The 25,136-nt window shown below is 43.3% G+C and carries 24 protein-coding genes, 1 pseudogene and 1 riboswitch; of the genes and pseudogenes, 14 read left to right on the top strand and 11 right to left on the bottom strand.

The window, feature by feature from the left end:
- Positions 1-309 carry a hypothetical protein gene (locus H0S56_RS06820; RefSeq protein ID WP_004647105.1) on the bottom strand — a complete coding sequence of 103 codons (309 nt, stop codon included), beginning with the start codon at positions 307-309 and terminating at the stop codon, positions 1-3.
- Positions 310-509: 200 nt separating this feature from the next.
- Between H0S56_RS06820 and H0S56_RS06825 the strand changes: the two genes are divergently transcribed.
- From H0S56_RS06825 to H0S56_RS06850, 6 genes are all read left to right on the top strand, one after another.
- Positions 510-896: a DUF1311 domain-containing protein gene (locus H0S56_RS06825; RefSeq protein ID WP_195725987.1), complete on the top strand. Its 387-nt coding sequence runs from the start codon at positions 510-512 to the stop codon at positions 894-896.
- A 204-nt stretch (positions 897-1,100) separates the two neighbouring features.
- Positions 1,101-2,111, top strand: coding sequence for a 50S ribosomal protein L3 N(5)-glutamine methyltransferase (gene prmB, locus H0S56_RS06830; protein ID WP_044108320.1), 1,011 nt, complete (start codon positions 1,101-1,103; stop codon positions 2,109-2,111).
- A 13-nt stretch (positions 2,112-2,124) separates the two neighbouring features.
- Positions 2,125-3,219 (top strand): chorismate synthase, encoded by a 1,095-nt coding sequence (gene aroC / locus H0S56_RS06835; protein WP_004280471.1) that lies wholly within the window; start codon positions 2,125-2,127, stop codon positions 3,217-3,219.
- Between the two features lie 67 nt (positions 3,220-3,286).
- On the top strand, positions 3,287-3,808 hold the full coding sequence (locus tag H0S56_RS06840) for a GNAT family N-acetyltransferase (protein ID WP_004280470.1): 522 nt from the start codon (positions 3,287-3,289) through the stop codon (positions 3,806-3,808).
- Between the two features lie 125 nt (positions 3,809-3,933).
- On the top strand, positions 3,934-4,842 hold the full coding sequence (locus H0S56_RS06845; protein WP_039902245.1) for an AEC family transporter: 909 nt from the start codon (positions 3,934-3,936) through the stop codon (positions 4,840-4,842).
- Positions 4,843-5,142: 300 nt separating this feature from the next.
- A riboswitch (glycine riboswitch) is annotated at positions 5,143-5,230 on the top strand.
- A gap of 135 nt (positions 5,231-5,365) precedes the next feature.
- Entirely contained in the window at positions 5,366-6,610 is a 1,245-nt protein-coding gene (locus H0S56_RS06850; RefSeq protein ID WP_195725988.1) for a D-amino acid dehydrogenase, read from the top strand.
- Positions 6,611-6,692: 82 nt separating this feature from the next.
- Here the strand turns inward: H0S56_RS06850 and H0S56_RS06855 are convergent, their stop codons facing one another.
- A complete protein-coding gene (locus tag H0S56_RS06855) occupies positions 6,693-7,346 on the bottom strand; it encodes an A1S_1983 family putative colistin resistance protein (protein WP_039902244.1) in 654 nt (217 codons plus the stop codon).
- A 100-nt stretch (positions 7,347-7,446) separates the two neighbouring features.
- On the opposite strand from H0S56_RS06855, the gene ispF reads away from it, so the two are divergent.
- Positions 7,447-7,935, top strand: a complete 489-nt coding sequence (gene ispF, locus H0S56_RS06860; protein ID WP_004280465.1) for a 2-C-methyl-D-erythritol 2,4-cyclodiphosphate synthase — start codon at positions 7,447-7,449, stop codon at positions 7,933-7,935.
- A gap of 2 nt (positions 7,936-7,937) precedes the next feature.
- Here ispF and H0S56_RS06865 read toward each other — a convergent pair whose 3' ends face one another.
- The 3 genes from H0S56_RS06865 to H0S56_RS06875 all read right to left on the bottom strand — a co-directional run bounded on the left by H0S56_RS06865 (position 7,938) and on the right by H0S56_RS06875 (position 10,636).
- Positions 7,938-8,462, bottom strand: coding sequence for a protein tyrosine phosphatase family protein (locus H0S56_RS06865; RefSeq protein ID WP_004280464.1), 525 nt, complete (start codon positions 8,460-8,462; stop codon positions 7,938-7,940).
- Positions 8,463-8,526: 64 nt separating this feature from the next.
- Positions 8,527-9,618 (bottom strand): 3-deoxy-7-phosphoheptulonate synthase, encoded by a 1,092-nt coding sequence (locus H0S56_RS06870; protein ID WP_174766804.1) that lies wholly within the window; start codon positions 9,616-9,618, stop codon positions 8,527-8,529.
- 127 nt (positions 9,619-9,745) lie between these two features.
- Positions 9,746-10,636 (bottom strand): sulfite exporter TauE/SafE family protein, encoded by an 891-nt coding sequence (locus tag H0S56_RS06875; protein ID WP_004280461.1) that lies wholly within the window; start codon positions 10,634-10,636, stop codon positions 9,746-9,748.
- A gap of 387 nt (positions 10,637-11,023) precedes the next feature.
- Here H0S56_RS06875 and lpxB point away from each other — a divergent pair, with 387 nt between their 5' ends.
- A complete protein-coding gene (lpxB, locus tag H0S56_RS06880; protein ID WP_164542831.1) occupies positions 11,024-12,196 on the top strand; it encodes a lipid-A-disaccharide synthase in 1,173 nt (390 codons plus the stop codon).
- 2 nt (positions 12,197-12,198) lie between these two features.
- Here the strand turns inward: lpxB and H0S56_RS06885 are convergent, their stop codons facing one another.
- Positions 12,199-13,149 (bottom strand): AraC family transcriptional regulator, encoded by a 951-nt coding sequence (locus tag H0S56_RS06885; protein ID WP_195725989.1) that lies wholly within the window; start codon positions 13,147-13,149, stop codon positions 12,199-12,201.
- Between the two features lie 188 nt (positions 13,150-13,337).
- On the opposite strand from H0S56_RS06885, the gene H0S56_RS06890 reads away from it, so the two are divergent.
- The gene (locus tag H0S56_RS06890; protein WP_180087538.1) at positions 13,338-14,552 is read left to right on the top strand and encodes an alkane 1-monooxygenase; all 1,215 of its coding nucleotides are present in this window, start codon (positions 13,338-13,340) and stop codon (positions 14,550-14,552) included.
- 54 nt (positions 14,553-14,606) lie between these two features.
- On the opposite strand, the gene H0S56_RS06895 is transcribed toward H0S56_RS06890, so the two are convergent.
- Positions 14,607-16,430, bottom strand: a complete 1,824-nt coding sequence (locus H0S56_RS06895; protein WP_195725990.1) for an acyl-CoA dehydrogenase — start codon at positions 16,428-16,430, stop codon at positions 14,607-14,609.
- A gap of 78 nt (positions 16,431-16,508) precedes the next feature.
- On the opposite strand from H0S56_RS06895, the gene H0S56_RS06900 reads away from it, so the two are divergent.
- Complete coding sequence (locus H0S56_RS06900) at positions 16,509-17,489, top strand: GlxA family transcriptional regulator (protein WP_195725991.1); 981 nt, start codon at positions 16,509-16,511, stop codon at positions 17,487-17,489.
- Between the two features lie 6 nt (positions 17,490-17,495).
- Here the strand turns inward: H0S56_RS06900 and H0S56_RS06905 are convergent, their stop codons facing one another.
- Both H0S56_RS06905 and H0S56_RS06910 read right to left on the bottom strand, forming a co-directional pair.
- Positions 17,496-18,698 (bottom strand): MFS transporter, encoded by a 1,203-nt coding sequence (locus H0S56_RS06905; RefSeq protein ID WP_195725992.1) that lies wholly within the window; start codon positions 18,696-18,698, stop codon positions 17,496-17,498.
- Positions 18,695-19,138, bottom strand: coding sequence for a MarR family winged helix-turn-helix transcriptional regulator (locus tag H0S56_RS06910; RefSeq protein ID WP_085064433.1), 444 nt, complete (start codon positions 19,136-19,138; stop codon positions 18,695-18,697). The genes H0S56_RS06905 and H0S56_RS06910 overlap by 4 nt, the downstream gene beginning before the upstream one ends.
- Before the next feature lie 265 nt (positions 19,139-19,403).
- Here H0S56_RS06910 and H0S56_RS06915 point away from each other — a divergent pair.
- The 3 genes and pseudogenes from H0S56_RS06915 (at position 19,404) to H0S56_RS06925 (ending at position 21,967) form a co-directional block, all read left to right on the top strand.
- Positions 19,404-20,849: pseudogene (locus H0S56_RS06915) on the top strand (cytochrome ubiquinol oxidase subunit I).
- On the top strand, positions 20,846-21,850 hold the full coding sequence (gene cydB, locus H0S56_RS06920) for a cytochrome d ubiquinol oxidase subunit II (protein WP_195725993.1): 1,005 nt from the start codon (positions 20,846-20,848) through the stop codon (positions 21,848-21,850). The pseudogene H0S56_RS06915 and the gene cydB overlap by 4 nt, the downstream one beginning before the upstream one ends.
- 9 nt (positions 21,851-21,859) lie before the next feature.
- The gene (locus H0S56_RS06925) at positions 21,860-21,967 is read left to right on the top strand and encodes a hypothetical protein (RefSeq protein ID WP_004647088.1); all 108 of its coding nucleotides are present in this window, start codon (positions 21,860-21,862) and stop codon (positions 21,965-21,967) included.
- 90 nt (positions 21,968-22,057) lie between these two features.
- Here H0S56_RS06925 and H0S56_RS06930 read toward each other — a convergent pair whose 3' ends face one another.
- Both H0S56_RS06930 and H0S56_RS06935 read right to left on the bottom strand, forming a co-directional pair.
- Complete coding sequence (locus H0S56_RS06930; protein ID WP_195725994.1) at positions 22,058-22,669, bottom strand: thermonuclease family protein; 612 nt, start codon at positions 22,667-22,669, stop codon at positions 22,058-22,060.
- A 169-nt stretch (positions 22,670-22,838) separates the two neighbouring features.
- The gene (locus H0S56_RS06935; protein WP_195725995.1) at positions 22,839-23,756 is read right to left on the bottom strand and encodes a LysR family transcriptional regulator; all 918 of its coding nucleotides are present in this window, start codon (positions 23,754-23,756) and stop codon (positions 22,839-22,841) included.
- 94 nt (positions 23,757-23,850) lie between these two features.
- Here H0S56_RS06935 and H0S56_RS06940 point away from each other — a divergent pair, with 94 nt between their 5' ends.
- A complete protein-coding gene (locus H0S56_RS06940; protein ID WP_195725996.1) occupies positions 23,851-25,092 on the top strand; it encodes an acyl-CoA dehydrogenase family protein in 1,242 nt (413 codons plus the stop codon).
- Positions 25,093-25,136: the final 44 nt, after the last annotated feature.

A 25,136-nucleotide genomic window follows, 5' to 3' on the forward strand; every position in this document is an offset into this window, starting at 1 on the left:
TTATGCCATTTGAAATTGGATTTTTAATTCGGATCGTTGTTGTAACTGTTGTTTATTTGTTTGAATATGTTGATGAATCAGGCGCTGTACGCTGTCATGCATGAAGCCCAAAGCATAGCCTTTTACAATCACAATACTTGGCAAGCCAAAAAACAGATATTTAGCATCGTCCAATGTCGCATTGGTAAATACGCCATGTTGCATTAAGGTCGACTGCAAAAATACCTTTTCTTGCTGCACCTGACTGGAGGCTTTATCATTCCAGTAATTCTGGCGCATCGCCATAAGATTATTGTGCTTATAGCTCATAGATCTGGGCTCATTTGAAGATTGAATGCGGATTATATGTGGGTCATGTGCCAATTTTCAATTGTGCAACTGTTTAATCTTTCATTCCGAGAAAGGCATAGGATTTTTGTCTGGACTGCGTTAATATCAGTGGATAATTTAAACAATATTGATTGTTAAACATTTATTGGGATTGTACCGGTTTCGGTCAAGGGGAAGTTATGCGTCTTGCATGGTTTTTAGTTGCAATTTTTGTGGGTACTGCGGTTCAGACACAGGCTGCTGTTGGGTATTCCAAGGAATATACACAGTGCATGAATTTTAGTTATGGTAATACACCCAAAGCGGAAAAATGCCTGGAAAAAGAGCTGAAAGTTCACAATAAACGTCTGAAGAAAAACTATAAAACTTATTTTAAATTGAATCCGAATCAGACTGCAGTTATCCGCAGTCAGCATGTATTGTGGGAACGTAAACTGTCCCAGCAATGTAACTTTAGAATGTCAGGAAAATATGCCAAGCAGCAACAGGGTCAATGTATGCTGGCTTTGATCATGGATCAGGCCAATCTTTATCAATCCCGCTCTTATGCGTCCGGGTTCCGATAAATCATCATAGTATTAGCATCGACATTTAACAGAAACATCCCTGAATAAAGTAAACATTTATCTGAATAATCGCTCACAAAAACAGGAGTTTTATAATTTTTGTGGGCGTAGAGAATTCGTGTTTTTCCTGCTTTTAGCATTATAAAAGCAGGCAAAACAAGGTATCATAAGGCGTTTAAAAAAATGACCTTGGAGACGCCTTAAGTGGATCGACCGACTATTAGCCCTGAACATATGCAGGAAGCCGCTGAAAATTTAACCACCATTCGTGATTTTATTCGTTTTGGTGTGACAGCATTACGTCAATACGATGCACATTTGGGCCAAGGCACAGAAGATTATTTTGCTGAAAGTTCAGCGCTAGTGCTGCAAACCCTGTCGCTAGAATGGAAAGCGGACGCTGAAATTTTAGATGCCAAATTATTACCAAGTGAAAAAGCCGAATTTTTAAGTCTGCTGGAACGCCGTATTAATGAAAAAGTACCAACTTCATATTTATTGAACCTGGCTTACTTCGACGGTAAACCTTATTACGTTGATGAGCGCGTGCTAATCCCTCGTTCACCGATTGCTGAACTGATTCAAAACCGTTTTGCCCCGTATTGCCTGGGTGAACATGGTCAAATGGGTGAGGCAGTCAATAACTTGCCGGAAAACCCGAATCCAAAGACGCCTCAACGTATTCTAGATATGTGTACCGGTTCAGGCTGTATCGCGATTGCCTTGGCTTATGCTTTCCCTGAAGCGGAAGTGGATGCGACTGATATTTCCAAAGAAGCCTTAGAAGTTGCGCAAATCAATACTGAGCATCATGACAAGCAATATCAGATCGCATTGCTTGAATCGGATTTGTTCGAAAAAATTCCAGCCGAAAATCAATACGATTTAATCGTATCTAATCCGCCGTATGTCGATGCGGAAGATATGGCGGATTTGCCTGAGGAATTCCATCATGAGCCTGAGCTTGCGCTTGCTGCAGGTCAGGACGGTCTGGATCTGGTGCGTAAAATGCTGGCTCAAGCTGCAGATTATCTGACTGAGAATGGCCTGATCGTGATCGAAGTGGGTAACTCAGAATGGGCGATGCGCCAAAACTTTAATTCGGTTGATTTCTACTGGTTACAATTCCAGAAAGGTGGTACGGGTATCTTTGCATTGACTGCAGAGCAATGCCGTACTTACCGCGATTTATTTATTCAGTCTATTCAAGCATAAGGAGTCGTTTGACATGGCAGGTAATAGTATAGGGCAACTGTTCCGTGTAACGACTTGTGGTGAATCTCACGGTGTTGGCCTGATGGCCATCATCGATGGGGTTCCACCCGGCATTGAGCTGACTGAAGCGGATTTGCAAAAAGATCTGGACCGCCGTAAGCCGGGTACATCGAAATTTGCAACCCAGCGTAAAGAACCAGATGAAGTAGAAATTATTTCCGGTGTGTTTGAGGGTAAAACCACCGGTACTTCAATTGGTTTGTTAATTCGTAATACGGATCAAAAATCGAAAGACTACGGCAATATTGCGCAGACATTCCGACCGGGTCATGCCGACTATACCTATACCCAAAAGTATGGTTTCCGTGATTACCGTGGTGGAGGCCGTTCAAGTGCGCGTGAAACGGCAATGCGTGTTGCTGCGGGTGCAATTGCCAAGAAATTCCTTTTCGAGAAATTTGGCATTGAGATTCGTGGTCATGTAACCCAGATTGGTACTGAAAAAGCAGAGAAACTGGACTGGAACGAAGTTCCAAACAATCCGTTTTTCTGTGGCGATGTGGATGCAGTACCGCGTTTTGAAGCGCTAGTGACGTCTTTGCGTGAGCAAGGTACCAGTTGTGGCGCTAAACTGGAGATCATTGCATCTAAAGTGCCAGTCGGTTGGGGCGAGCCAGTCTTTGATCGTCTGGATGCTGATATTGCGCATGCCATGATGTCGATTAATGCCGTTAAAGGTGTAGAAATCGGTGATGGTTTTGGCGTTGCTGAACAGTTTGGTCATGAAAGCCGTGATGAACTCACCACAGAAGGCTTCCTGGCCAATCATGCTGGCGGTATTCTAGGCGGTATTTCTAGCGGTCAGGACATTCGTGTTGCGATTGCGTTGAAGCCGACTGCATCTATCACCACGCCGGGTAAAACCATCAATATTGAGCGTGAAGATACTGATGTGTTGACCAAAGGCCGTCATGATCCTTGTGTGGGTGTGCGTGCAACCCCGATTGCTGAAGCGATGCTGGCGATAGTACTCATGGATCATTTCATGCGTCACCGTGCGCAAAATGCCGATGTAGTTGCGCCATTTGCACCGATTGAACCTAAATAATTTGCTTTAACTTTAAAGTGAAATTGTTTTAAAGTCAGACTCCGGTCTGACTTTTTTTATTTATAAAATGAATCACTATAAAAATATACGATTGGCAAGCAAAGCTGATGTTCAGCAACTTACTATGCTGATTAATACAGCTTATCGTACTCCGGGTGGATGGACGACTGAAGCAGGAATGATCCAGGGTGATCGTATTCAAGAAAAACAGTTATATGACTTGCTCAATTTAGAAAATTTTCAGCTCTTTGTGTTGGAAATTGATAATAAGCTTCTTGGTTGTATTGGCGTGAGCTTAGGACAGCAAGTAGCAGAGATTGGAAGCTTTGCTGTTGCACCTGCTGAGCAAAACTCGGGTTATGGCAAGCAATTATTGGACTTTGCCGAATCCCATATTTTCGAAATATTTAAAAAGAAAGTGATTCAGATGTCAGTATTAAATGTCCGTATTGAACTGCTGGCATATTATCAGCGCCGTGGCTATCAGCTGACTGAAAAGATTGAAGCATATCCACTGGGTCAAAATGTCGGAGAACGGTTGATTACGTTACATTTGCTGATTTTAGAAAAAATCAGCAAATCAATATGATTAGTTGATGGAAATTCAAGCTTTTTACTGCTTAAATTGAGTAGTGGGAAAGCTCCTGAACATGCTAAGTTTTCTGTTCAGTCTAAGTGACTTAAGATTAGGCAGAAAACAGACCAGGATGTCATATGCTGCATATTATTTTAACTTCTTTATTTCCTCTCATCGGACTGATCAGCTTTGGCTATTTACTTAAGCGCAGGCAATGGTTGAGTGATGATTTTTGGCGAGGCGCAGAAAAGTTAAATTATTATGCACTGTTTCCGGTGATGCTGTTTTTAAATCTGGCCACTGCCAAGATTCAAATGGATGTCATTCAGGATGTAGTGCTTGTCGTATTTAGTATAATGGCTGTGGTCAGTATTGCACTGTATATTTTGCGTCATATTTACCAGATATCTTATGCGCGTTTCGGCGTCTATGTTCAGGGCTTGCTGCGCTTTAATACCTATATTGGCCTTGCTGCTGTTAGTGCCTTATTTCATCAGCAAGGTATGACCATCTTCGCGGTGATCATGGTGCTGTGTATTCCTTTGGTGAATATCTTATCGGTGCTGGCATTTACCCGTAGTCATGATATGCAGCTGAAAAAAATCATCCTGGATTTGTCTAAAAATCCATTAATTCTAGGCTGTATTGTGGGTGGTTTATTTAATCTTTCTGGTTTGTCACTCTGGACTGGAGCAGAGCAGTTTCTTAAACAGATTGCACTGTGCAGTTTGCCGCTCGGTTTGATGTGTGTGGGAGCAGCCTTACAGTTTCAGGGTTTTCAGCGTGATGTGTTGCCACTCAGCCTGATAACCTTTGGCCGCCTGTTCGGAATGCCGCTGATTGCATTTTTAGTGTGTAAAATTTTCCAGATTGATGCATTAACTACTCAGGTTTTGGTCTTGTTCTTTGCACTTCCTACCGCTTCAGCTTCGTATGTTTTAACCCGGGTATATGGCGGCGATAGCGAGTTAATGGCCAGTATTATCAGTGTACAAACAGTGGTCGCAGCAGTAAGCTTAGTACTGATGCTTTCTTGGCTTATCTAAAATTCTAAAATGGATAAGGAAAACTCTACATTTTAAATTATTAAAATAGCCTAAGCAAAAAAAAGGTTAAATTTTATTTAAGCGCCAAAATTAAATAAGTTCTGGAATTTTATAAAGGGTAGAACTTACTCGTTTTACTTACGGCAGCAAAATCTAAAAATTTAATATCTAGGCAATATCCTCTATCACACATGTATACTGTTAATTAAAAAAAAGAATCATGGATAAATTCACGTGAATTAACATAAATAAAAACTGTGTTTCTCCTAAAAATGGTATATAAATTGCTCATGATAATAAAACATTATTGCAGGAGAGAAATGCTTCTGCATTCGCCGAAGGAGCAAGGTCCCAGGAAACTCTCAGGCAAAAGGACTGTGATAATGGATAAAGACTCTGGAGAGAAGTGTTGAATCACTCACCGAAGGGGAAGGTGGCCGCATTGATGTGCAATGTATCTACCGAAGCTCTCAGGTACACATGACAGATGGGAAAAGACATCAATACAATCAAGGAGGTGTCTATGCGTCATGTCGTGGTGATTGGGGCCGGGATTACTGGAGTAACCACAGCTTATGAGCTGGCATTATCAGGCTATCAAGTGACCGTGGTTGATCGGCATCTATATCCGGCAATGGAAACATCCTTTGCCAATGGCGGCCAGCTTTCTGCCTGTAATGCCGAAGTATGGAACCAGAAAGCCACGGTACTCAAAGGCATCAAATGGATGTCACAAAAAACCGCACCACTTTTGCTCAATCCTTCTTTCAGTATACATAAATACAGCTGGCTCATGGAATTTCTGGGCAATATCAAACATTATGAAGCCAATACCCGAGAAACGGTACGGCTGGCTTTACTGGCAAGAGCACGCTTATTTGAAATTGCCGAAACAGAAAATATTGATTTCGATCTGGAAAAACGCGGCATTTTACATTTTTATCATAACAAGACGGATTATGATGTTGCGATCAAAGTGAATGATCTGTTGTGTAGCGGTGGTCTGGAGCGCAACGCAATTTCTAATGCAGAAATCAAACAGATCGAACCCGCATTAACGGGCGATTATTACGCAGGATTTTACTGCCAGAGCGATGCCACCGGGGATATTCATAAATTTAGTACCGTTCTGGCCAAAGCCTGTATGCAAAAAGGCGTGAAATTTGAGTTTGGTCAAGATGTTTTCGCTATTGATCATCAGGCTCAAAATATTCGGGTTAAATGCAAACCCAGTACTGAAAATGTCCATTCCTCTCCAGAGGATGTTCTAGAAATTAATGCAGATGCCATTGTGATCTGTGCAGGTGTTGGCAGTTATCAACTGGCTGAGATTCTTGGTGAACGAGTCAATGTCTATCCAGTCAAAGGCTACTCGATTACCGTGCAACTGAATGATGAGCAGAGCCAGAACAACGCACCTTGGGTCAGTCTGCTAGATGAAAGTGCGAAAATTGTCTTGTCACGCCTAGGCAAGGATCGTTTGCGTGTTGCAGGAACAGCCGAGTTTAATGGCTATAACCGGGATATTCGTGCTGACCGAATTCAACCTTTAATTGACTGGACCAATCGTAATTTTGACCTGTGTACTGAGCATGTTGTTCCGTGGGCAGGCTTACGCCCCATGATGCCAAATATGATGCCTGTGGTACGCCGTGGCAAACATGAGCGGGTCTTTTACAATACCGGACATGGTCATCTGGGCTGGACTTTATCAGCTGCAACGGCTGCGATGATTAGTCAGGAAATTGCGCAATACTATCCAGCTTAAATTGATAGCCCGCTTGCGGGCTATTTTTTACATCAAAGATATCATTTTATATAACAGTAAATTTTAATATTTTTAAATTAAATCAATCATATAGTCGATAAATACCGGTAAAGCGTTCACAGCCTTTCTGCTGGCTACTGACCGCTAAAATGGCTTTACTATAGTTAAACTCATAGCGGCAGTCATTTTCATTATCGGTGATCTGGTTTTTTGTCTCAGGCGTGGTATAGGCTAAAAAAGGAATGATCTGTTTCTCGGTCCGGTTATTCGGATTACGATAGGCTAGGCCTTCAATCTTGATCCGGTCTTTGGTCAGTTGATGAATCTTGAGATGTACAGGCTGCTTGGCGATTTGTCCCTGTTCAAACTTAATATAATGCTGGGTCAGACTTTGATTCAGTGAAATATAGACATTTAAATCATCTAAACGCCATTCAAACTGCTGTTTAAAACAGTCTAGCGTTTTGCATTGCTGTAAACGGGTCGCCCATAATTGTTGGCTATCTTGCAATAAGCGCACAGGCGCATCGGTAATCAGAAAAGCAGTAAAGTATTGGTCTGCGAGTTTTGCACGAGATTCAGCCAGCGATGCTGAGCAGACTTTATTCATGGCAGCCGTTTTTTTGCTGTCATCGCTACAATCCATTGTGATCGCTGAGCTACCCGTAGAAATCATCCCCAGACCGAGCATCAGGCCAATTATTTTCAACATATTTATATCAGTTTTCAGTAGCATGATCGCTTATACTTTCACTGTGTTACGCTTGGTCTAACTATAGCGAAATAGAAAGCAAGTGTACAAGATTTCAATGGGCTATTTCTAAAGGATGTATAAGGTGATCGCACAAATTCGTATTGGCCAGGGGCTGGATGTGCATGCATTTGAAGAAGGTGATTTTGTCACTCTGGCAGGCATTCAAATTCCGCATACTCACGGTCTGAAAGCACATTCGGATGGTGATGTAGTGCTGCATGCACTCTGTGATGCTTTGTTGGGTGCTTTGGCGCTGGGAGATATTGGCCAGCATTTCCCCGATACAGATCCTGAGTTTAAAGGTGCGGATAGCCGGGTACTACTCAAGCATGTTTATCAGCTAATTCTGGATCGTGGTTATCACCTGAATAATGCCGATATTACCGTGGCCTGTGAACGTCCAAAACTGGCTAAACACAATCTGGCGATGCGTCAAAGTATTGCAGATGTCTTGGATGTTGATGTGACTCAAATCAGTATCAAAGCCACCACCACTGAACAGTTAGGTTTTACCGGTCGTCAGGAAGGAATTATGTCCATGGCAACCGTGCTATTGAGCCACAGCAAATAAAATCAGGCAAAATAATTCGGATTAATCAAGGAAAGTTCCAGTTCCTGAGTTGCTTTACGGCCTTGTAGCTGTAGAGCAACCGCATGCATTAAACCGGTCCAGGTTTCATTCGGTTCCCAGATCTGATGCAAGTGTTCTTGTGCTGTAGGCAGATCCATATCCATATAGTATTGACGATATAAATACATCAGACAGCTGACATGGTAGTTTTGCGAACAATGTACCCAGACCATTTGCTCTTTTACCAGATGATCGATCAGGTCCAGTACCAGCAGGCATTGATTGTCTGAAGGGGTTTCCCAGGAAATCGGAACCTGAATATAGTTCAGTCCCAGCTCAAGGCAAATTTTATCTTCATGCGGCAGATACTGTTCGCTATCGGTCAGCGCCACATTGATGACAGTAGATACACCGTATTCTTTCATCAGCTGTAATTGGGTAGTGGTCGGTTGACCGGAGCTAAACAGATGTTCGTGTATGAACTGAAAATTCTCAATCTGGCTTAATGCCGTTTCAATATCATTCATCAGATAAATTTTCCTTGTTCTAGAAATGCAAACGCCATCTTGGCGATGGCGTTGGTCAGATCATTTAACGATTAGGTAAAATGTCTTTCAATGCCTCATGCATGTCGAGTAAAACTTTTTCAGTCGTTTCCCAGTCGATACAGCCATCCGTAACGGATTGACCGTATTCCATATCATTCAGGTTCGCCGGAATGTCCTGACGACCACCCTTAAGATGACTTTCTACCATAATACCAACAATTGACTTGTTTCCATCAAGAATTTGTTCGGAAATGTTTTTAAGTACAAGTGGTTGCAGGTACGGGTCTTTGTTAGAGTTGGCGTGGCTGGCATCAATCATGATCTTGGTGCTGACTTTGGCCTTGGCTAGAGCAGCTTCTGCATCGGCAACCGAGCCTGCATCGTAGTTCGGTTTGCCATTACCGCCACGCAGTACCACGTGAGCATAAGGATTGCCTGAAGTGCGAATCACAGCCACCTGACCCTGATCATTCAGACCGAGGAAGCTGTGACCATGTTTCACAGATTGCATCGCATTGGTCGCGACCGTTAAACCGCCGTCAGTACCATTTTTAAAGCCGACTGGTGAAGAAAGGCCAGAAGACATTTCACGATGGGTCTGGCTTTCTGTGGTACGTGCACCAATTGCTGACCATGAAATCAGGTCTTGGTAATACTGTGGCGAGTTTGGATCAAGTGCTTCAGTGGCACATGGCAAGCCCATTTCATTCAGTTCAAGTAATAGCTTGCGACCGATACGCAGACCTTTTTCAATATTGAATGAATCATTCATGTCTGGGTCATTGATCAGGCCTTTCCAGCCTACGGTAGTCCGTGGTTTTTCAAAATAAACCCGCATCACGATGTATAAGCTGTCTTTAACTTTTTCGCTCAGTACTTTTAAGCGTTCAGCATATTCATGCGCCGCCGCCGGATCATGGATAGAACAAGGGCCAATTACAACGAACAGGCGTTTGTCTTCACCATCCAGAATTTTACGAATCGTTTCACGACCATGCAGTACGGTTTGATAAGCAGTTTCAGTCAACGGTAACTCTGCTTTAAGCTCAGCAGGGGTTACAAGAGGAATCATGCTGTGGATATTCACGTCATCAATATCTGATGCTGAAATAGGATTTGACTGTTGTGTATTCATTGCCGTCACTGGTTCGATCATACAAAAGGTTGTTTAATAGCCCGAATATAACATGAATGATGCGTCACTTTGTTATAAAAAAGATGAATACTTCTTTGAAAAAAAAGTGATGAATCGGATAGTTAACTTAAACGGACGGGGAATTTTGATTCACAATTATCATTGCTGTTTCAGCAGGTTGAGCCGGTTTTGATTTCACAGGATTAATCATGAAATTTACACCGAGGGCAAATAGGGTAATACCTAAAATTTTGCGGATCAGTTTTTCCGGCATACGTGAGCTGAGTAAAGTGCCGACAATAATCGCCGGAATAGACCCCACCAATAACCACATGAGCAGCATGAAATCGACATTGCCTGAAGACATATGACCCAGCCCTGCAACCAGTGTCAGTAATACCGCGTGCACCACGTCAGAGCCAATAATACGAATCATCGGCAGATTCGGGAACATCACTACAAGTGCCATGATACCAAATGCACCGGCACCCACTGAAGATAGCGTGACAAATATGCCCAAGATAATGCCCATGATGATGATAGCAACGCGCTTTTCTTTGGCTTGCAGCTTCACTTTTTCCAGATCCTGCGTCATATCCGGTAGTTCTTGTTTTCTGTATTTATTAAAAAGATTTTCGATCTGGGTGCGAAACAGAATGGATAAGCCGGTAATAGTCAGCATAAAGCCCAAGACCATGGTCAGGACGGCTTTGTAATGCGTCGATTGGCTCAGATAGTTCTCGAGTACCCAATGCGTTGCAAAAGATGCGGGAATACTGCCAACGGCCAGCCAGATCACAATCGGCCAGACAATATTCATTTTCTTGGCATGCACAAACGAGCCACAGAATTTAGAAATCGCGGCATAGAGCAGGTCAGTACCAATCGCGATATGCGGTTCAATCCGGAATAAACTGATAAGAATTGGCGTCATTAATGAACCGCCACCGACACCGGTGACACCTACACAAAAACCTACCAGAACGCCTGCTAAAATAAATTCAATCGGACCAAACATGCATATATGCCAAAATCAAAAAACGAGCATATCTTATGACTTTTGGATATAAGTCGTTGTCTTGATTATTGATTTACTTATGCATAAAAAAGATAAAGCTAGGTGAAGAATATTAGGTGATCTTTCATGTTTATTCACTGGGTTATGTATAAAGTGCGAATATAATGATTGATTTTAACTGTCCGATTTGCCCCATTTCTGTCTAATTGAATGTACCTGTAAATGTCGATTTAATTCTTTTTATGCAAGCTCCCTTATTGACTAAGTTATTCTAAACGGTGGGTTTCTTAAAATTAGAAGATACTTAAGCTTCTTCCGGAATAGCCATAGGATTATGTTAGAATCCCGATTCAATAAATTTCCATGCGGATCTGAGAGGAAACCCACTTGCTAAATCGAAAACTTAAAATTGGAATCGTGGTCGGTGAAGTTTCTGGAGATACGCTTGGCGCAAAATTGATTCGCCGTTTTAGTGAGCAAGGCATTGATGCTGAATTTGAAGGTATCGGTGGGCCACAAATGATCGCTGAAGGCTTTAAAAGCTATTATCCGATGGATATTTTATCGGTGATGGGCATTGTCGAAGTTTTAAAAGATATTAAAAAACTGTTTGCTGTGCGGGATGGTCTGGTGGAAACCTGGACTAAAGATCCGGTCGATATTTTTATCGGGATTGATGCGCCTGATTTTAACCTGCGTTTGTCAAAAACCATTAAACAAAAACAGTTACCGATTAAAACCGTGCAATACGTCAGTCCTTCGGTCTGGGCATGGCGTCAAGGCCGTATACATGGCATTAAAGCCAGTATTGATCTGGTACTGTGCCTATTTCCATTTGAAAAAGCCTTTTTCAAGCAATGGGATGTTCCGGCAGCTTTTGTTGGACATCCGCTCGCCAGTCAGTTGCCGCTTGAAAATCCGATTCTGGATGCTCAGACAGAATTAGGTCTGGATCCACATCAGAAATATATTGCCTTATTGCCAGGCAGTCGTCGTGGCGAGATTGAGCGTTTGGGACCTTTGGTTCTGGATGCTGCCAATATTCTGCATCAGAAACATCCGGATTATACCTTTCTGATTCCTGCGATTAATGATGCGCGTAAACAGCAAATCGAAAGTTTATTGGCCACTTATCCTGAGAGCTTAAAAGCCCAAATTCGCCTGATGGAAAATACCAGCGCTGAGTCCAAAATTGGCCGTCAGGTCATGAATGCATCCAATATCATTGCACTGGCGTCTGGAACAGCAACGCTTGAAGCGATGTTGCTGCACCGTCCGATGGTGACTTTTTATAAATTGCACTGGCTGACCTATCGAATTGCCAAATTACTGGTAAAAATCCCATATTTTTCATTACCAAATATAATTGCTGGCAAAAAAGTGATTCAAGAACTCATCCAATCCGCTGCTACACCTGAAAATCTGGCAGCTGAAATTGAAAAACTGATGGATATTGAAGCAGCGCAGATTCAGGTTATGCAGCATATCACCATGCACAAGCAGCTACTTTCTGGCAATAGCGAAGATCCGGTCACAGCAGTATTGGCATTAGTCCAGTAATTTTAGTCTGGTAATAAAGACTGGTTCTTCTGACAATTCAGCCGGTATTGGGTCGGCGTCTGTTCAAACTGTTTTTTAAAACTTTGACTAAACGCCGTCTCGGATGAATAACCAACCAGATAAGCGATCTGCTGGATACCAAATCCACTATTTCTCAAATATTGCGCTGCCAGACGCAGGCGGTGCTGTTGCAGATAGGCAAGGGGCGGTTCACCGACAATCTGGGTAAATAACTGGGCGAATTTGGAACGTGACATATGACATTGTTCGGCCAGACTTTCTACAGTCCAGAATTGTTCAGGTTTGCCATGAATCGCTGCCAGTGCATTGGATAGTTCCGGATGCGAGAGCGCATTTAGCCAGCTCGAGGCATTTTCCAGGTTTAAAATATAATCACGTACGCATTCAATCAGTAAAATACTGACCAGATGATCCAGAATCTTGTCACGTCCGGGACGAAGCTGCTGGGTTTCCAGTGCCAGAAACTGCAAGCCAACCTGTAACCATTCTGGCGCCGTATCACCCAGAATATGTTGAATATGCAGGTATTTAGGTAATGCACTCAAAAGAGGTTTGGCCATCTGGATATCCAAGCTAGAACGAATAGCCAGTATGAAACTATAATCCGCCGAATTTTCCCGATTGAGATCAATACATTGCTGTACATTGCTCTGAAAATAAGGATTAATCGCATGGTGCTCAGAAAAATCGGCATTGTCTGGGCAGGAAACATGATGGGAGGAACCTGCGGGTAATAGCACCAGATCACCTTGTTGCAGCTCCAGTCGATCACCATTCATGAACTTTAATTGCGCCTGTCCTTGTAACAGGATATAGGCCAGCATAAAGGGTTCATGTTGATAGTCAAAGCCGCCCGGATGAAACACATTCAGATAAAGATATTCCGATTTTTCCAGATGAATATCATCAAAAATTTTACTTAAAGCATCCATGCCTAACTCTATTCTTCTGTTTTATTTCATTTAATTGACTATAAATTTTTTAACTTTGTGATTTTAGGCCAGAATTTGGCAGCATGTGCCAAAGACGCTGACATAGCTTTTCTGGACGTTGAATACTGTTCGCGGCTGCTGAAATATTCAACTATAAGTGCAGAGTAACATAAAAAAGGAAGGTCGCAATGAATGCCCCTGCACAAATCCAGAAAGCGCAGTTTACGCAGGAAGCGTCGGCACTAAAAGGTGTAAAGCTGGATAAAAAACGTTTTGGCTGGTTGCTCAGCCCAGGTCTGCCTGTGATCGGAATGGGAATTCTGGCCGGTTATCATTTTGGTCCTAAAGCCACTCAAAAAGTCTTTGCAATGGGCGGGCCTTTATTATTGCATGTCATCATTCCGACATTGGATGCTCTGATTGGCGATGATGCCAATAACCCAAATGATGAGCAGATCAAGGCACTGGTTAACGATCCTTATTATGACCGCATTGTAAAAACATTTATTCCCTTACAAATGGCAGCCAATGCCTTTGCTGGCTATGTCGTAAGTCGCCCAAATATGTCTTTGCTAGATCAGGTATTGCTGGGAGTTTCTATGGGTGCGATTAATGGTGTGGGGGTGAATACCGCACATGAACTCAGCCATCGTCCACAGAAAAAAGACCATTACTGGTCTCATGCCAGCCTGATGCCTTTGGGCTATAACCATTTCCGGATTGAACATCCTTATGGACATCATAAACGGGTAGCCACGCCTGAAGATCCGGCATCTTCAAAAATGGGTGAATCTTTTTACCGTTTCTGGCCACGTACCGTAATAGGCGGATTAAAATCTGCAATCCAGATTGAAAAAAGACGGCTCGAGCGTAAGGGACTGAAATTCTTTAATCAGGAAAATGAGCTGTTTCATGGTTGGGCCATGAGTGCCGGCTATCATGCCTTGATGCTAAAGGCGTATGGCAAGAAAATTATTCCTTATACACTGACACAGGCATTTTATGGCGTTAGCCTGTTTGAGATTGTGAATTATATCGAGCACTACGGACTGAAACGTGGACAGAAAGCGGATGGCAGTTATGAGCGAACCTTGCCGGAACATAGCTGGAATAACAACAATATCGTAACTAATCTGTTTTTGTATCAGTTACAACGCCATTCTGATCATCATGCTTTTCCAAGCCGTCCATTTCAGGCGTTGCGGCATTTTGATGAAGCGCCAGAATTACCCAGCGGTTATGCAACCATGCTGATTCCAGCCTTGATTCCACCTTTATGGTACAAAATCATGGATCAGCGGGTATATCAGCACTATCAGGGCGATTTAAGTAAGGCTAATATCTTGCCTTCCAAGCGTGCCAAGCTATTTAAAAAATTTGGTGTAAATAACTCTACAGCTTAATGAATTACAAAATAAAAATGCGCCGATAAAGGCGCATTTTTTGATTAATTCTGCCTAGAACCAGTCGGCTTGCATATTCAGGCAAGTATCATCCAGATGCATCAGTAATTTGGCCTGATGTTCAATTTCAGGGAGTTCCCAGCGAATAAAATATTGAGCTGCCTGAATTTTCCCTGCCAGAAAAGTCTGATCTTCTGCCTGCGAAGATGTGCCAAACTTGAGTTGAGCCTGATTCGCCATTTCCAGCCATAGCCAGGCTAGGATGGTCTTACCCATCATATCCAGATACAGGCCTGAATTGGCCAAAGCTTCGCTGACTTTGCCTTGATGCAAGGCCTGGCCTAAAATCTGTGTAGTCTTTTGCACAGTGGCAAGATGCTGTTTATAGATCTTTGCGAGTTCCACTATCTTAGGTTCATGAATCTCTGACAAGGTCTTCTGGATGCGCTGCATGAGCAGATTGAGCCCTTTGCCATTATGCTGCCAGAGTTTACGTCCCAGCAGATCCAGAGATTGAATGCCGTAAGTTCCTTCATGAATCGGATTGAGCCGGTTATCACGGTAACATTGCTCCACCGGATATTCACGAGTATAACCCGCGCCGCCCAGGACCTGAATAGCCAGATCATTGGCTTTCGGACCATAGGCAGAAGGGAAAGATTTGACCACCGGGGTGATGAGATCAAGCAGAATTGCACTATCTTCATCTTGAGCTGCCTGAAGTTCATCAATTAATCGGGCTGCAAATAAGCAAAGTGCCAGCGAACCTTCTACATATGACTTTTGCGCCAGTAGCATGCGTTTGACATCGGTATGTTCAATGATATTCACTGGTTTCGAGTCAGGTGTTTTTTCATGAACTGGCCGGCCTTGCGGACGGTTTTTAGCATAATCCAGAGATTCCAGATAGCCACGATAACCAATCATGGCTGCGCCCAGACCGACACCCACACGTGCTTCATTCATCATCTTGAACATATATTTTAAGCCATGACCGGGTTCACCAATTAAATAGCCTAAGCAATTATCATTTTCTCCAAAGCTTAAAACTGTAGATGTAGTACCTCGATAGCCCATTTTGTGCAGTAAGCCAGCCAGCTGTACATCATTAGCTTCACCGAGTGAACCATCCTCGTTGGTTTTGAATTTTGGTACGATAAACAGGGAAATTCCTTTCACGCCTTGCGGCGCATCCTGAATCCGCGCCAAGACCAGATGCACAATATTTTCGCTAATGTCCTGATCGCCACCCGAAATAAACATTTTCTGGCCTTTAATTTTATAAATTCCATCTGCCTGAGGAATGGCTTTAGTGGTCAGATCGCCCAAAGAGGAACCTACATTCGGCTCTGTCATGGCCATGGTGCCAGCAAAGCGGCCACTCAACATATGCGGTAGGAATATTTGCTTTTGTTTTGGGGAGGCAAAAGCCTGTATCAGGTTCGCCGCAGCGGCCGTTAGAAAAGAATAAGCCGCGGTGGACGGATTGGCCGACATAAAATAAGCATTGCAGGCCATATTCACCAAAGTGGGCAGTTGCATGCCACCATCTGCATAATCATGCTGGGCGCAAAGCAGGCCGGCATCGGCAAACTGTTGCCAGGCTGTCTTCACTTCATCAATGGTTTTGACCTGTTTGCCATCAAAGTTCGGTTCTTGTTGATCAGCTTTGGCATTATGCGGCGCAAAATAATCAGTCGCGATACCTTTTGCCGTTTCCAGAATACTGTCGAAAGTATTTTTGTCATGATCCTGATAGCGTTGCAGTTTAGTCAGCGCTTCAAGTTTGAATACGTCATAAAGCTGGAAATGCAGATCTTTATCATTAATCAGTTGGGTCACGGTACTATCCTGAATGTGCAATCCTTGAGATAGCATCAAGACTAGCAGTTGCTTTTATTGAGGAGGATTGTCAATAATGACATGAATCGGGTGAAAAGTGACAATTAGTAAAGTATGCAACAGGTGGTGATTTTAGGCTTTCATGGGGCTCTGGCTTCGGCCATTACGGGTGTGGTCGATTTATTTACCATGGCTGGCGTAAGCTGGAACCGGATCCAGCAGCAGGACGTACAGCGCCTGTTTAAGGTGAGTATCGCCAGTCCGGAGGGACATCCGATTCGGTGTATCAATGGGCTGCAGTTGCAGGCACATTTTTCTTATCAAGAGATTCAAACTGCAGATATTCTGGTGGTACCGACCATCGCTGCACCGATTCAGGATGTATTGCAACAGAATCCAGAACTGATTCATTTTTTAAAATCTGCACATGCAGAGGCGACTTTAATTGCAGGAAACTGTACGGGGAATTTTTTTCTGGCAGAAGCAGGCATTTTAGATGACCGGATTGCAACAACACATTGGGGTTTTCAGGAAGTGTTTCGTTCACGCTATCCTAAGGTGAAACTGAATGCCGATCTGATGATTAGCCGGGATCAGAATATCTATTGTGCGGGTGGAGGTCTGGCCTGGTTTGACCTGGGTTTGCATCTGATTGAGCGCTTGTATGGCTTTGAGGTGGCCATGCAATCGGCTAAATCTTTCGTAATTGATTACCGCCGTGATAGCCAGTTGTCTTATTCATTGCTGAATATTGGCCAGCCGCACCATGATGAACTGGTACAAAAAGTCCAGAACTGGCTAGAGCAGCATTTTCATGAAGATTTTAGTTTAAACGAGCTAGCGGAACAGTTTAATGTGACTGGCCGAACCCTGATTCGACGCTTTAAACAAGCCTTAGACATACCGCCCAATCAGTATCTACAAGCGATCAGGATTGAAGCCGCACGTAAACGACTGGAAGAAACCGATCAAGCTGTGGATGTGATTATGCAAAATGTCGGCTATCAGGACCCAAGTTCATTCCGCCGTTTATTTCATAAAAAAACTGGCCTGACGCCGTTGGAATACCGGCGCCGGTTTAGCCGGCGCTTTTAAAAGCGTTTAATGAGAAGGCTGTACTTTTCCTGCTTTACGGCCATGCAGCAGGTAATACCAGACCAGACAGCTCAGGGTGAGCAGCGCCGAGAACAGATAAAGCTGGCGATAACCGATCTGATCCAGCAGCATACCCAGGAAATAAGGGCCAAAACCAAGACCGGCATCCAGGGCAATAAAGAAGGTTGAGGTTGCGAGTCCCATACGCTGCAATGTCGTACTTTTCACGGCAATGGTTTGACAGACCGACTGGATATTCCCGAAACCAAAACCGAGCAATGCTGCACTAGTAAGTAACATCACAGAATTCTGTGCCTGACTCAGCAGAAAAATCCCTAGTGCCATAATCACAATGGCAGGATAGATAATGATATTTTCGCCTTTACGGTCCATAAGTGGGCCGGTAAAAGGGCGCGACAACAAAATGGCAAAGGCATACATTAAGAAAAAGAATGATGCTGCTTCGACCAGATTGATTTCTTTGGCATAAAAGTGAATAAACGACAATATACCTGAATAACACGTCGCTACTAGCAACACAATCACGGCAATGGGTAAGGCATTCGGTTCAATATATTGGGCCAGTTTGCTGGTGCTTTGTGGAGTAGATGATGAGCTTAGCGTACTGGCTTTAAGACGTGGTGGCTGGATAAACAGTCCACAGATCAGGCAGCTGAGCGCAACGATACTGGTAAAGATGAAAATTACCTGATAATTAAAATTTGTCATCAACCAGATTCCGACAAAGGGACCAATCGCTGTGCCAAGGGTACTGCTCATGCTGAAATAGCCAATTCCTTCACCACGCCGTGTGGCAGGAATGGTCTGTGCAATCACTGTACCCAGTACAGTAGAAGCCATACCCATCATAAAGCCGTGTATCAGCCGGATACCTAATAAAACCTCCAGCTTGGCCGGAATCATATACAGTCCGGAAAAGAGAAGAAAACCAGTCAAACCAATGACAAGCGTATTTTTTAGGCCCAGACGATTCAGTAATTTTCCGATCAATAATCGTCCGAATAACGTACCCACAATAAACAGACCGGATACCAAACCGGCTTGCGCAGTCGACGCACCTAGCTCAGCAACCGAGTAGCCGACAATCACGATCACCAGCAAGTAGAACACCAGAACCAGCTGGAAATTTACCAGACTGATCAGGATAAAATTGGGCGTCCATAAAGGCGCTTCTTGTTCTTGGCTCATTGAGGTCTGTCCTGAGATGAGGGATATAACTGCTGAATGAGTTGCATCAAGGTATTTTTGCTGCCTTCAAGATCATCTGATGCAATGTGCTCAAGCAACTGATCTTCAAATGCATCGATCTGGGTGGAACACATCGCAAAGGTCTCAATTCCTTGCTCACTCAGCTTGAACAGCTTTTGACGCTTATCTTCAGTTTCGAGTTGGGCAATCAGATCGAGTTCAACCAGTTGCTGAATCCGCTTGGTAATGCCGGGCTTGGATACATTGAGATAACTGGAAATATCTGCCAGCGTGCATTGCTGCTTTGACTGGATAACGTATAACACCTGCCATAATGAATAATTCAATTGTGATGACAACAAGATCGTATTGATCTCATCGCTCATCAGTCGTGCGCAGCGTAATAACAGCGTACGAAGTCGGGGAGATTCGGAAAACATGTAGTTAGTTAACCTAGGTAACTAAATTTAGGCCTAATTTACGCCTGTTTTATCCAAAGCTCAAGAGAAGAGTTTTAAAAATGATTGAGAGCAATATTTTATCTGCCAGCAGCGTTTACACAGTTTAACCTGATTAAAAAATAATCAACAAAAGACTACATACTTTTTATAACAGCCACGCCTAAGCTAGCCATGTCACTAGAAAAATTCATGACTTAAAAATTGAAGGGCAAAGATGCCAAATAACAATGCATAGGTGAAGCTTATGACTCTGGGTTTAACTGCATTAGAGTTAGCACGAATACAGTTCGCCTTTACTGTATCTTTTCATATCATTTTTCCGGCAATTTCAATCGGCTTGGCCAGCTTTCTGGCCATTCTGGAATGGCGCTGGCTCAAAACTCAAAACCCGATTTTTCAGGATCTATTCAAATTTTGGGTAAAAATTTTTGCTGTGGCGTTCGGGATGGGCGTTGTCTCTGGTGTGGTCATGAGCTACCAGTTTGGAACCAACTGGAGTGAGTTTTCCCGGGTAGCAGGCAGTGTAACTGGACCTTTACTGGCCTATGAAGTACTCACCGCTTTCTTTCTGGAAGCGGGCTTTCTGGGCATCATGTTATTTGGCTGGGGACGGGTAGGACCAAAGGCGCACTTTTTCTCAACCTTGATGGTTGCGATAGGAACCTGTATTTCCATGTTCTGGATTTTATCCTCCAATAGCTGGATGCAGACTCCACAAGGCTTTGCGATTGAAAATGGCCTAATTGTGCCGCAAGATTGGCTTGCTATCGTGTTTAACCCATCTTTCCCTTATCGTCTGGCGCATATGGCTATGGCTGCCTTTCTGGTTTCCGCCCTACTGGTCGCTGCTACAGCCGCATGGCATCTGATCAAAGGCCGTCGTGATCCTTTAGTTAAAACTTCATTTTCCATGGCCATGTGGCTGCTTCTGGTACTAGCGCCTTTGCAGGTCATCGTCGGTGACATGCACGGTATTAATACCCTTGAGCATCAGCCCGCCAAACTTGCAGCCATGGAAGGGCACTGGTAAACCAATCATGATGAAGGCATGCCCTTATATCTCTTTGGTATTCCAGATATGGAGGCCGAAGAAACCAAATATGCAATCGGAATTCCCAACTTGGGTAGCCTGACTCTAACCCACTCGATGGATGGAAAGGTTACGGGACTTAAAGACTTTGCACCTGAAGACCGGCCGAATTCACTGGTGGTGTTCTGGAGCTTCCGGATTATGGTTGGACTGGGCGTGCTGATGTTGTTACTGGCATTATGGGGAGCGTGGGCACGTACCCGAGGCCGTTTTTATGAATCCCGTGCATTGCACCGATTTGCCTTGATTATGGGACCTTCTGGATTTATTGCCATGCTGGCGGGATGGTTTACCACAGAAGTCGGCCGTCAGCCTTGGGTGGTATACGGCATCATGCGTACCAAGGATGCATTGTCACCGGTTTCCGCTGAACAGGTGGGGCTAACCCTGATTATTTTTGTAGTCGTCTATTGTGTGGTATTTGGTATCGGAATTTACTACATGTTGCGCCTGATGCACAAAGGTCCAGAGTTTATTCATACCCGACCAGATCATGAATCAGATAGCGATGTGGTTCAGGCCTCGCGTCGACCATTAAGCAGTATTCGCGAACGTATCGAAGAAGTTCCTGAACAACCGGATCAGGAGGATAAAAAATGATTGATTTATCATTAATCTGGATTGTGATTATTGGTTTGGGTGTATTGATTTATACCATTCTCGATGGTTTCGATCTGGGCATCGGCATCTTGTTTCCTTTCTTTCCGCATCAGGATGAACGCGATGTCATGATGAATACCGTGGCTCCGGTCTGGGATGGCAATGAAACCTGGATGGTTTTGGGCGGTGCAGGGTTGTTTGCAGCCTTCCCACTTGCTTACTCGACCGTACTCTCGGCGCTGTATATGCCAATTATTCTGATGGTGATTGCCTTGATTTTCCGCGGCGTAGCTTTTGAATTCCGCTTCAAGGCAAACCGCAGCAAGCATTGGTGGGATAAAGCCTTTATCGGTGGTTCTGCGATCACCAGTTTCCTGCAAGGGATGATTTTAGGCGCTTATATTCAGGGTATTGAAACTCGAAATGGTGTCTATGTTGGTGGAGGTCTGGACTGGCTCACTCCATTCAGTATTTTTACCGGAATCAGTGTGGTGGTGCTCTATGCAGCATTAGGCTGTGGTTGGCTGATCTATAAAACCGGAGATGACTTACAGGATCGAATGTTTAAACTAATGCCTAAGCTGATTATTGCCTTGCTGATCATATTGGGTGCTGTCAGTATTTATACGCCGTTGACCCATCCACAGATTGCCGAACGCTGGTTTAGTCAGCCACAATTTACTTATTTTATGCCCGTTCCAATTCTGGTTCTGCTGTTTACCTGGCTGGCTTTACGTGCCTGTAAAAAACGCAGTGAATTAGGCCCTTTTACCTATATGCTGGTTCTGGTTTTCCTCGCCTATACCGGATTTTTGATCAGTCTATGGCCATATATTATTCCGCCGAGCGTGACTATCTGGCAGGCAGCAGCGCATGAAAATAGCCAGCTATTTGCCTTGATTGGTGCCTTGATCCTGATTCCTATTATTGTGATTTATACTGGTATGTCATATTGGGTGTTCCGGCATAAGGTCAGGGTCGGCGATGATGGCTATCATTAAGGAGTGGTCATGAAAGGCAAACAGGCATTATGGTTTGTAGGGTTGTGGCTGGCAGGATTTTTAACGCTGGCCCTGATTGCTGGCGCATTCCGCTTTCTGGTGCATTTGGCTTATTAAATTAGTAAAACTAAAATGAGTGAAAAAAAAGTGATCAGAATGTCCTGATCACTTTTTATCATTTGCAATTCATCTTTGACAAAATCAAATTTACGATTTTACCTGCTTACGATAAACACTTGGACGTACAGGGCGACTGCCTTTCCAAAGGCCTTTTTTCTGTTTCTTAGCTTTATTTTGCAGCTCCATCATATAGCGTAAATGGTTTTTATCTTTGATATATTCTTCATAGACCCACGCTGCACCACGTTTGACAATCTCTTCATTGATATTTTTGCGATAGCGATAGACCACACCGACACAGCGGCCATAACGGTCAATGTCGGTTATCTTGACCCGAACCATTTTATTATTCACCATGCTTTTGACCAGACGTTGCGATTCTTTACCATAGGCTTGCGATGATTCAGGGGCATCAACGAAGGCAAAGCGCAATTTGGTCTCAGAGCGACGGAAGTTAAAACGATAGCAGGTGAGGGTATCACCATCACTTACGGCTTTTACACGGCACCAGTATTTTTTGCCTTTCTTAAAAGGGCGGAAAACATCTTTTAAATAAACTGTAATTTTATGCAGCAGATAATAAGAAAAACATAGCAGTACGAGGCCCAGCACAATTTGCCAGGTGGTGGAGAGATTTAACAAAGGCAAGATCCAAATCAGCAAAACCAGCTGTAAAATCACAGCTAAAAGTCGAGCCATTTTAGAGCAAAGCCAGTAGCTCTACGGATTAAAAGCTAATCACTCAGTGTTTAGTTTTGTACCAGCTAAAATAGCCTAAGTATATTCTTTTACTGATAAGGCAAATCCACAGCCATCAAAAAATAATATTTTAAATAGCCTAAGCAATTTTAACTCCTTTATAAATAGCCTAAGCGAAAATTTTATAAATTTCACTTCTCAAAAATTGATGTCTCTTATTGTCTTGCAAATCCTTATGCCAATACATCCCCATATTAATTTTCGGCAGATCAACAGGGACTTCAAAAATATTTAGACTTATAGCTAATTGTAAATGTGCCAATACATTTTTAGGAATCGTGAGCATGGCTGTCTTTTGTTGTTCCAAAATTTGCAGAGCAGTTGAGTAATGCTGACAACGTAAAAAAATCTGTCGTGAATATTGTTTACGGCTTAAATAAATATCTTCAACCAAAACACCAGTACGGCGTGATGACACGCCAATATGAGGTGAGGCCAGATAAATCTTTTCATTCATCTCCTTTAGTTGAGTACAAACTACAAATTCATCTTGCACCAAGCGTTCAAACTGGATTTTGTCAGCAATATTTTGTTCCAGATCTATGACAAAATCGACCTGTTGAGAGGCGAGGTCTGCTGCTATATTTTTACGGTCCAGCTTCATGCTGCTAAGTTGAATTTCCAGATTGAGTTGCTGAAAGTGCTGAACCAGTCTGGGAAAGATCATTGGCTCAATTTCATCATGAACGGCAATTTTCAAACTCTGAATCATTTCTGGTCTGAAGTGCTGATGCTGTATTGAAATATGTTGAATCGCAAAAAGTGCTTTTTTTACTTCAGGATAGATCTGTTCTGAAAACGGCGTAGGCTGCATTTTGCTACCAGTACGTACAAATAAATCATCCTGTAAATGCTGTCTTAAACGTTGCAAAGCATGACTGGCAGCAGACTGGCTAATTGATAAAATCTGTGCAGCTTTAGAAATACTGTTCTGCTCATAAATTGCTATAAAAAGCGGATAAAGGTTAATGTCGATACGATGAAAATTTCGCAGGTCCATGACTGTTTTAGAATGAATACTATGCATAATAATGTATGGGGTAAAATCATTTTATTCATAATAGGTTTTGGGTTAAGGTGTTGTAAAGGGTATGAATTAGAATATTTAGAGGGATAAAGAGATGTTTGAGCTTTCAGCACGTGCACAAGATTATTTAAATAGAACCAAAAAATTTATTGCTGAGGAAATTGAACCAGTTGAAGCTGATTTCTGGCAGCAGGTTCATGAGTTGAATCAAGGCGGTGACTGGACCAAATGGCAATGGCCAGCAGAACTGGAAAGCTTAAAAGTCAAAGCCAAGGCAGCTGGCCTCTGGAATATGTTTCTCCCTTGTCCTGAACGTGGCCAAGGTTTATCAGTTCAGGAATATGCACATATTGCCGAACTTTCAGGTCGTAGCCTGATTGCACCAGTCGTATTTAACTGTAATGCGCCAGATAGCGGCAATATGGAAGTATTGTGGCGTTATGGTTCTGAAGAACAAAAACAAGAATGGCTGATGCCACTTTTAGAAGGAAAAATCCGTTCAGTCTTTTGTATGACTGAACCTGCAGTTGCATCCAGTGATGCCACCAATATGCAGGCAACGGCGATGGTGGAAGGTAATGAGATTGTTTTGAATGGCCGTAAATGGTGGTCATCAGGTCTGGGCGATCCTAACGCCAAAATCATTATTTTTATGGCACATACTCCAGATGAAACAAAAGACCGTCATCATCAGCATTCGATGGTTCTAGTTCCGGTAAATACCGCAGGGGTAAAAATTGAACGTATGCTGCCAGTGTTTGGTGACTACGATGCACCACATGGCCACGGCGAAGTCAGTTTTGAAAATGTCCGCGTTCCGGTAGCGAATTTTATTGGTGGCGCCGGTCAGGGTTTTGAAATTGCTCAAGGTCGTTTAGGACCAGGCCGTATTCATCATTGCATGCGCTGTATTGGTGCTGCGGAAAAATCCTTAGAGTTGATGATTGACCGTGGTATGAGCCGTAGCGCATTTGGCAAAGAGATTTTAAAACTCGGTGGCAACCTGGAGCGTGTCGCGGAAGCACGGGTTGCGATTGATCAGGCACGTCTTTTGACCTTGTATGCCGCCTATAAAATGGATACTTTAGGGAATATGGCAGCACTGACTGAAATTTCTGCAATTAAAGTCGTTGCGCCAAGTGTGCTGGAAAAAGTTGTTGATATGGCCATCCAGATCCACGGCGGTGCCGGTGTTTCTCGGGATACACCATTAACCGGATTTTTTGCTCAGGCACGTGCCTTGCGTTTGGCTGATGGCCCGGACGAAGTGCATAAGGGCATGATTGCCAAACTGGAACTGGCAAAACGTGGCTACAGTACTCGTCGCAAAAAATAAGCTGGCTTTAACTAGAAAATTGCAACGTATTAAAAAATTTTAAG

The sequence above is a fragment of the Acinetobacter lwoffii genome (assembly GCF_015602705.1).
In the GTDB taxonomy this organism is placed as follows: Bacteria; Pseudomonadota; Gammaproteobacteria; order Pseudomonadales; family Moraxellaceae; genus Acinetobacter; species Acinetobacter lwoffii_E.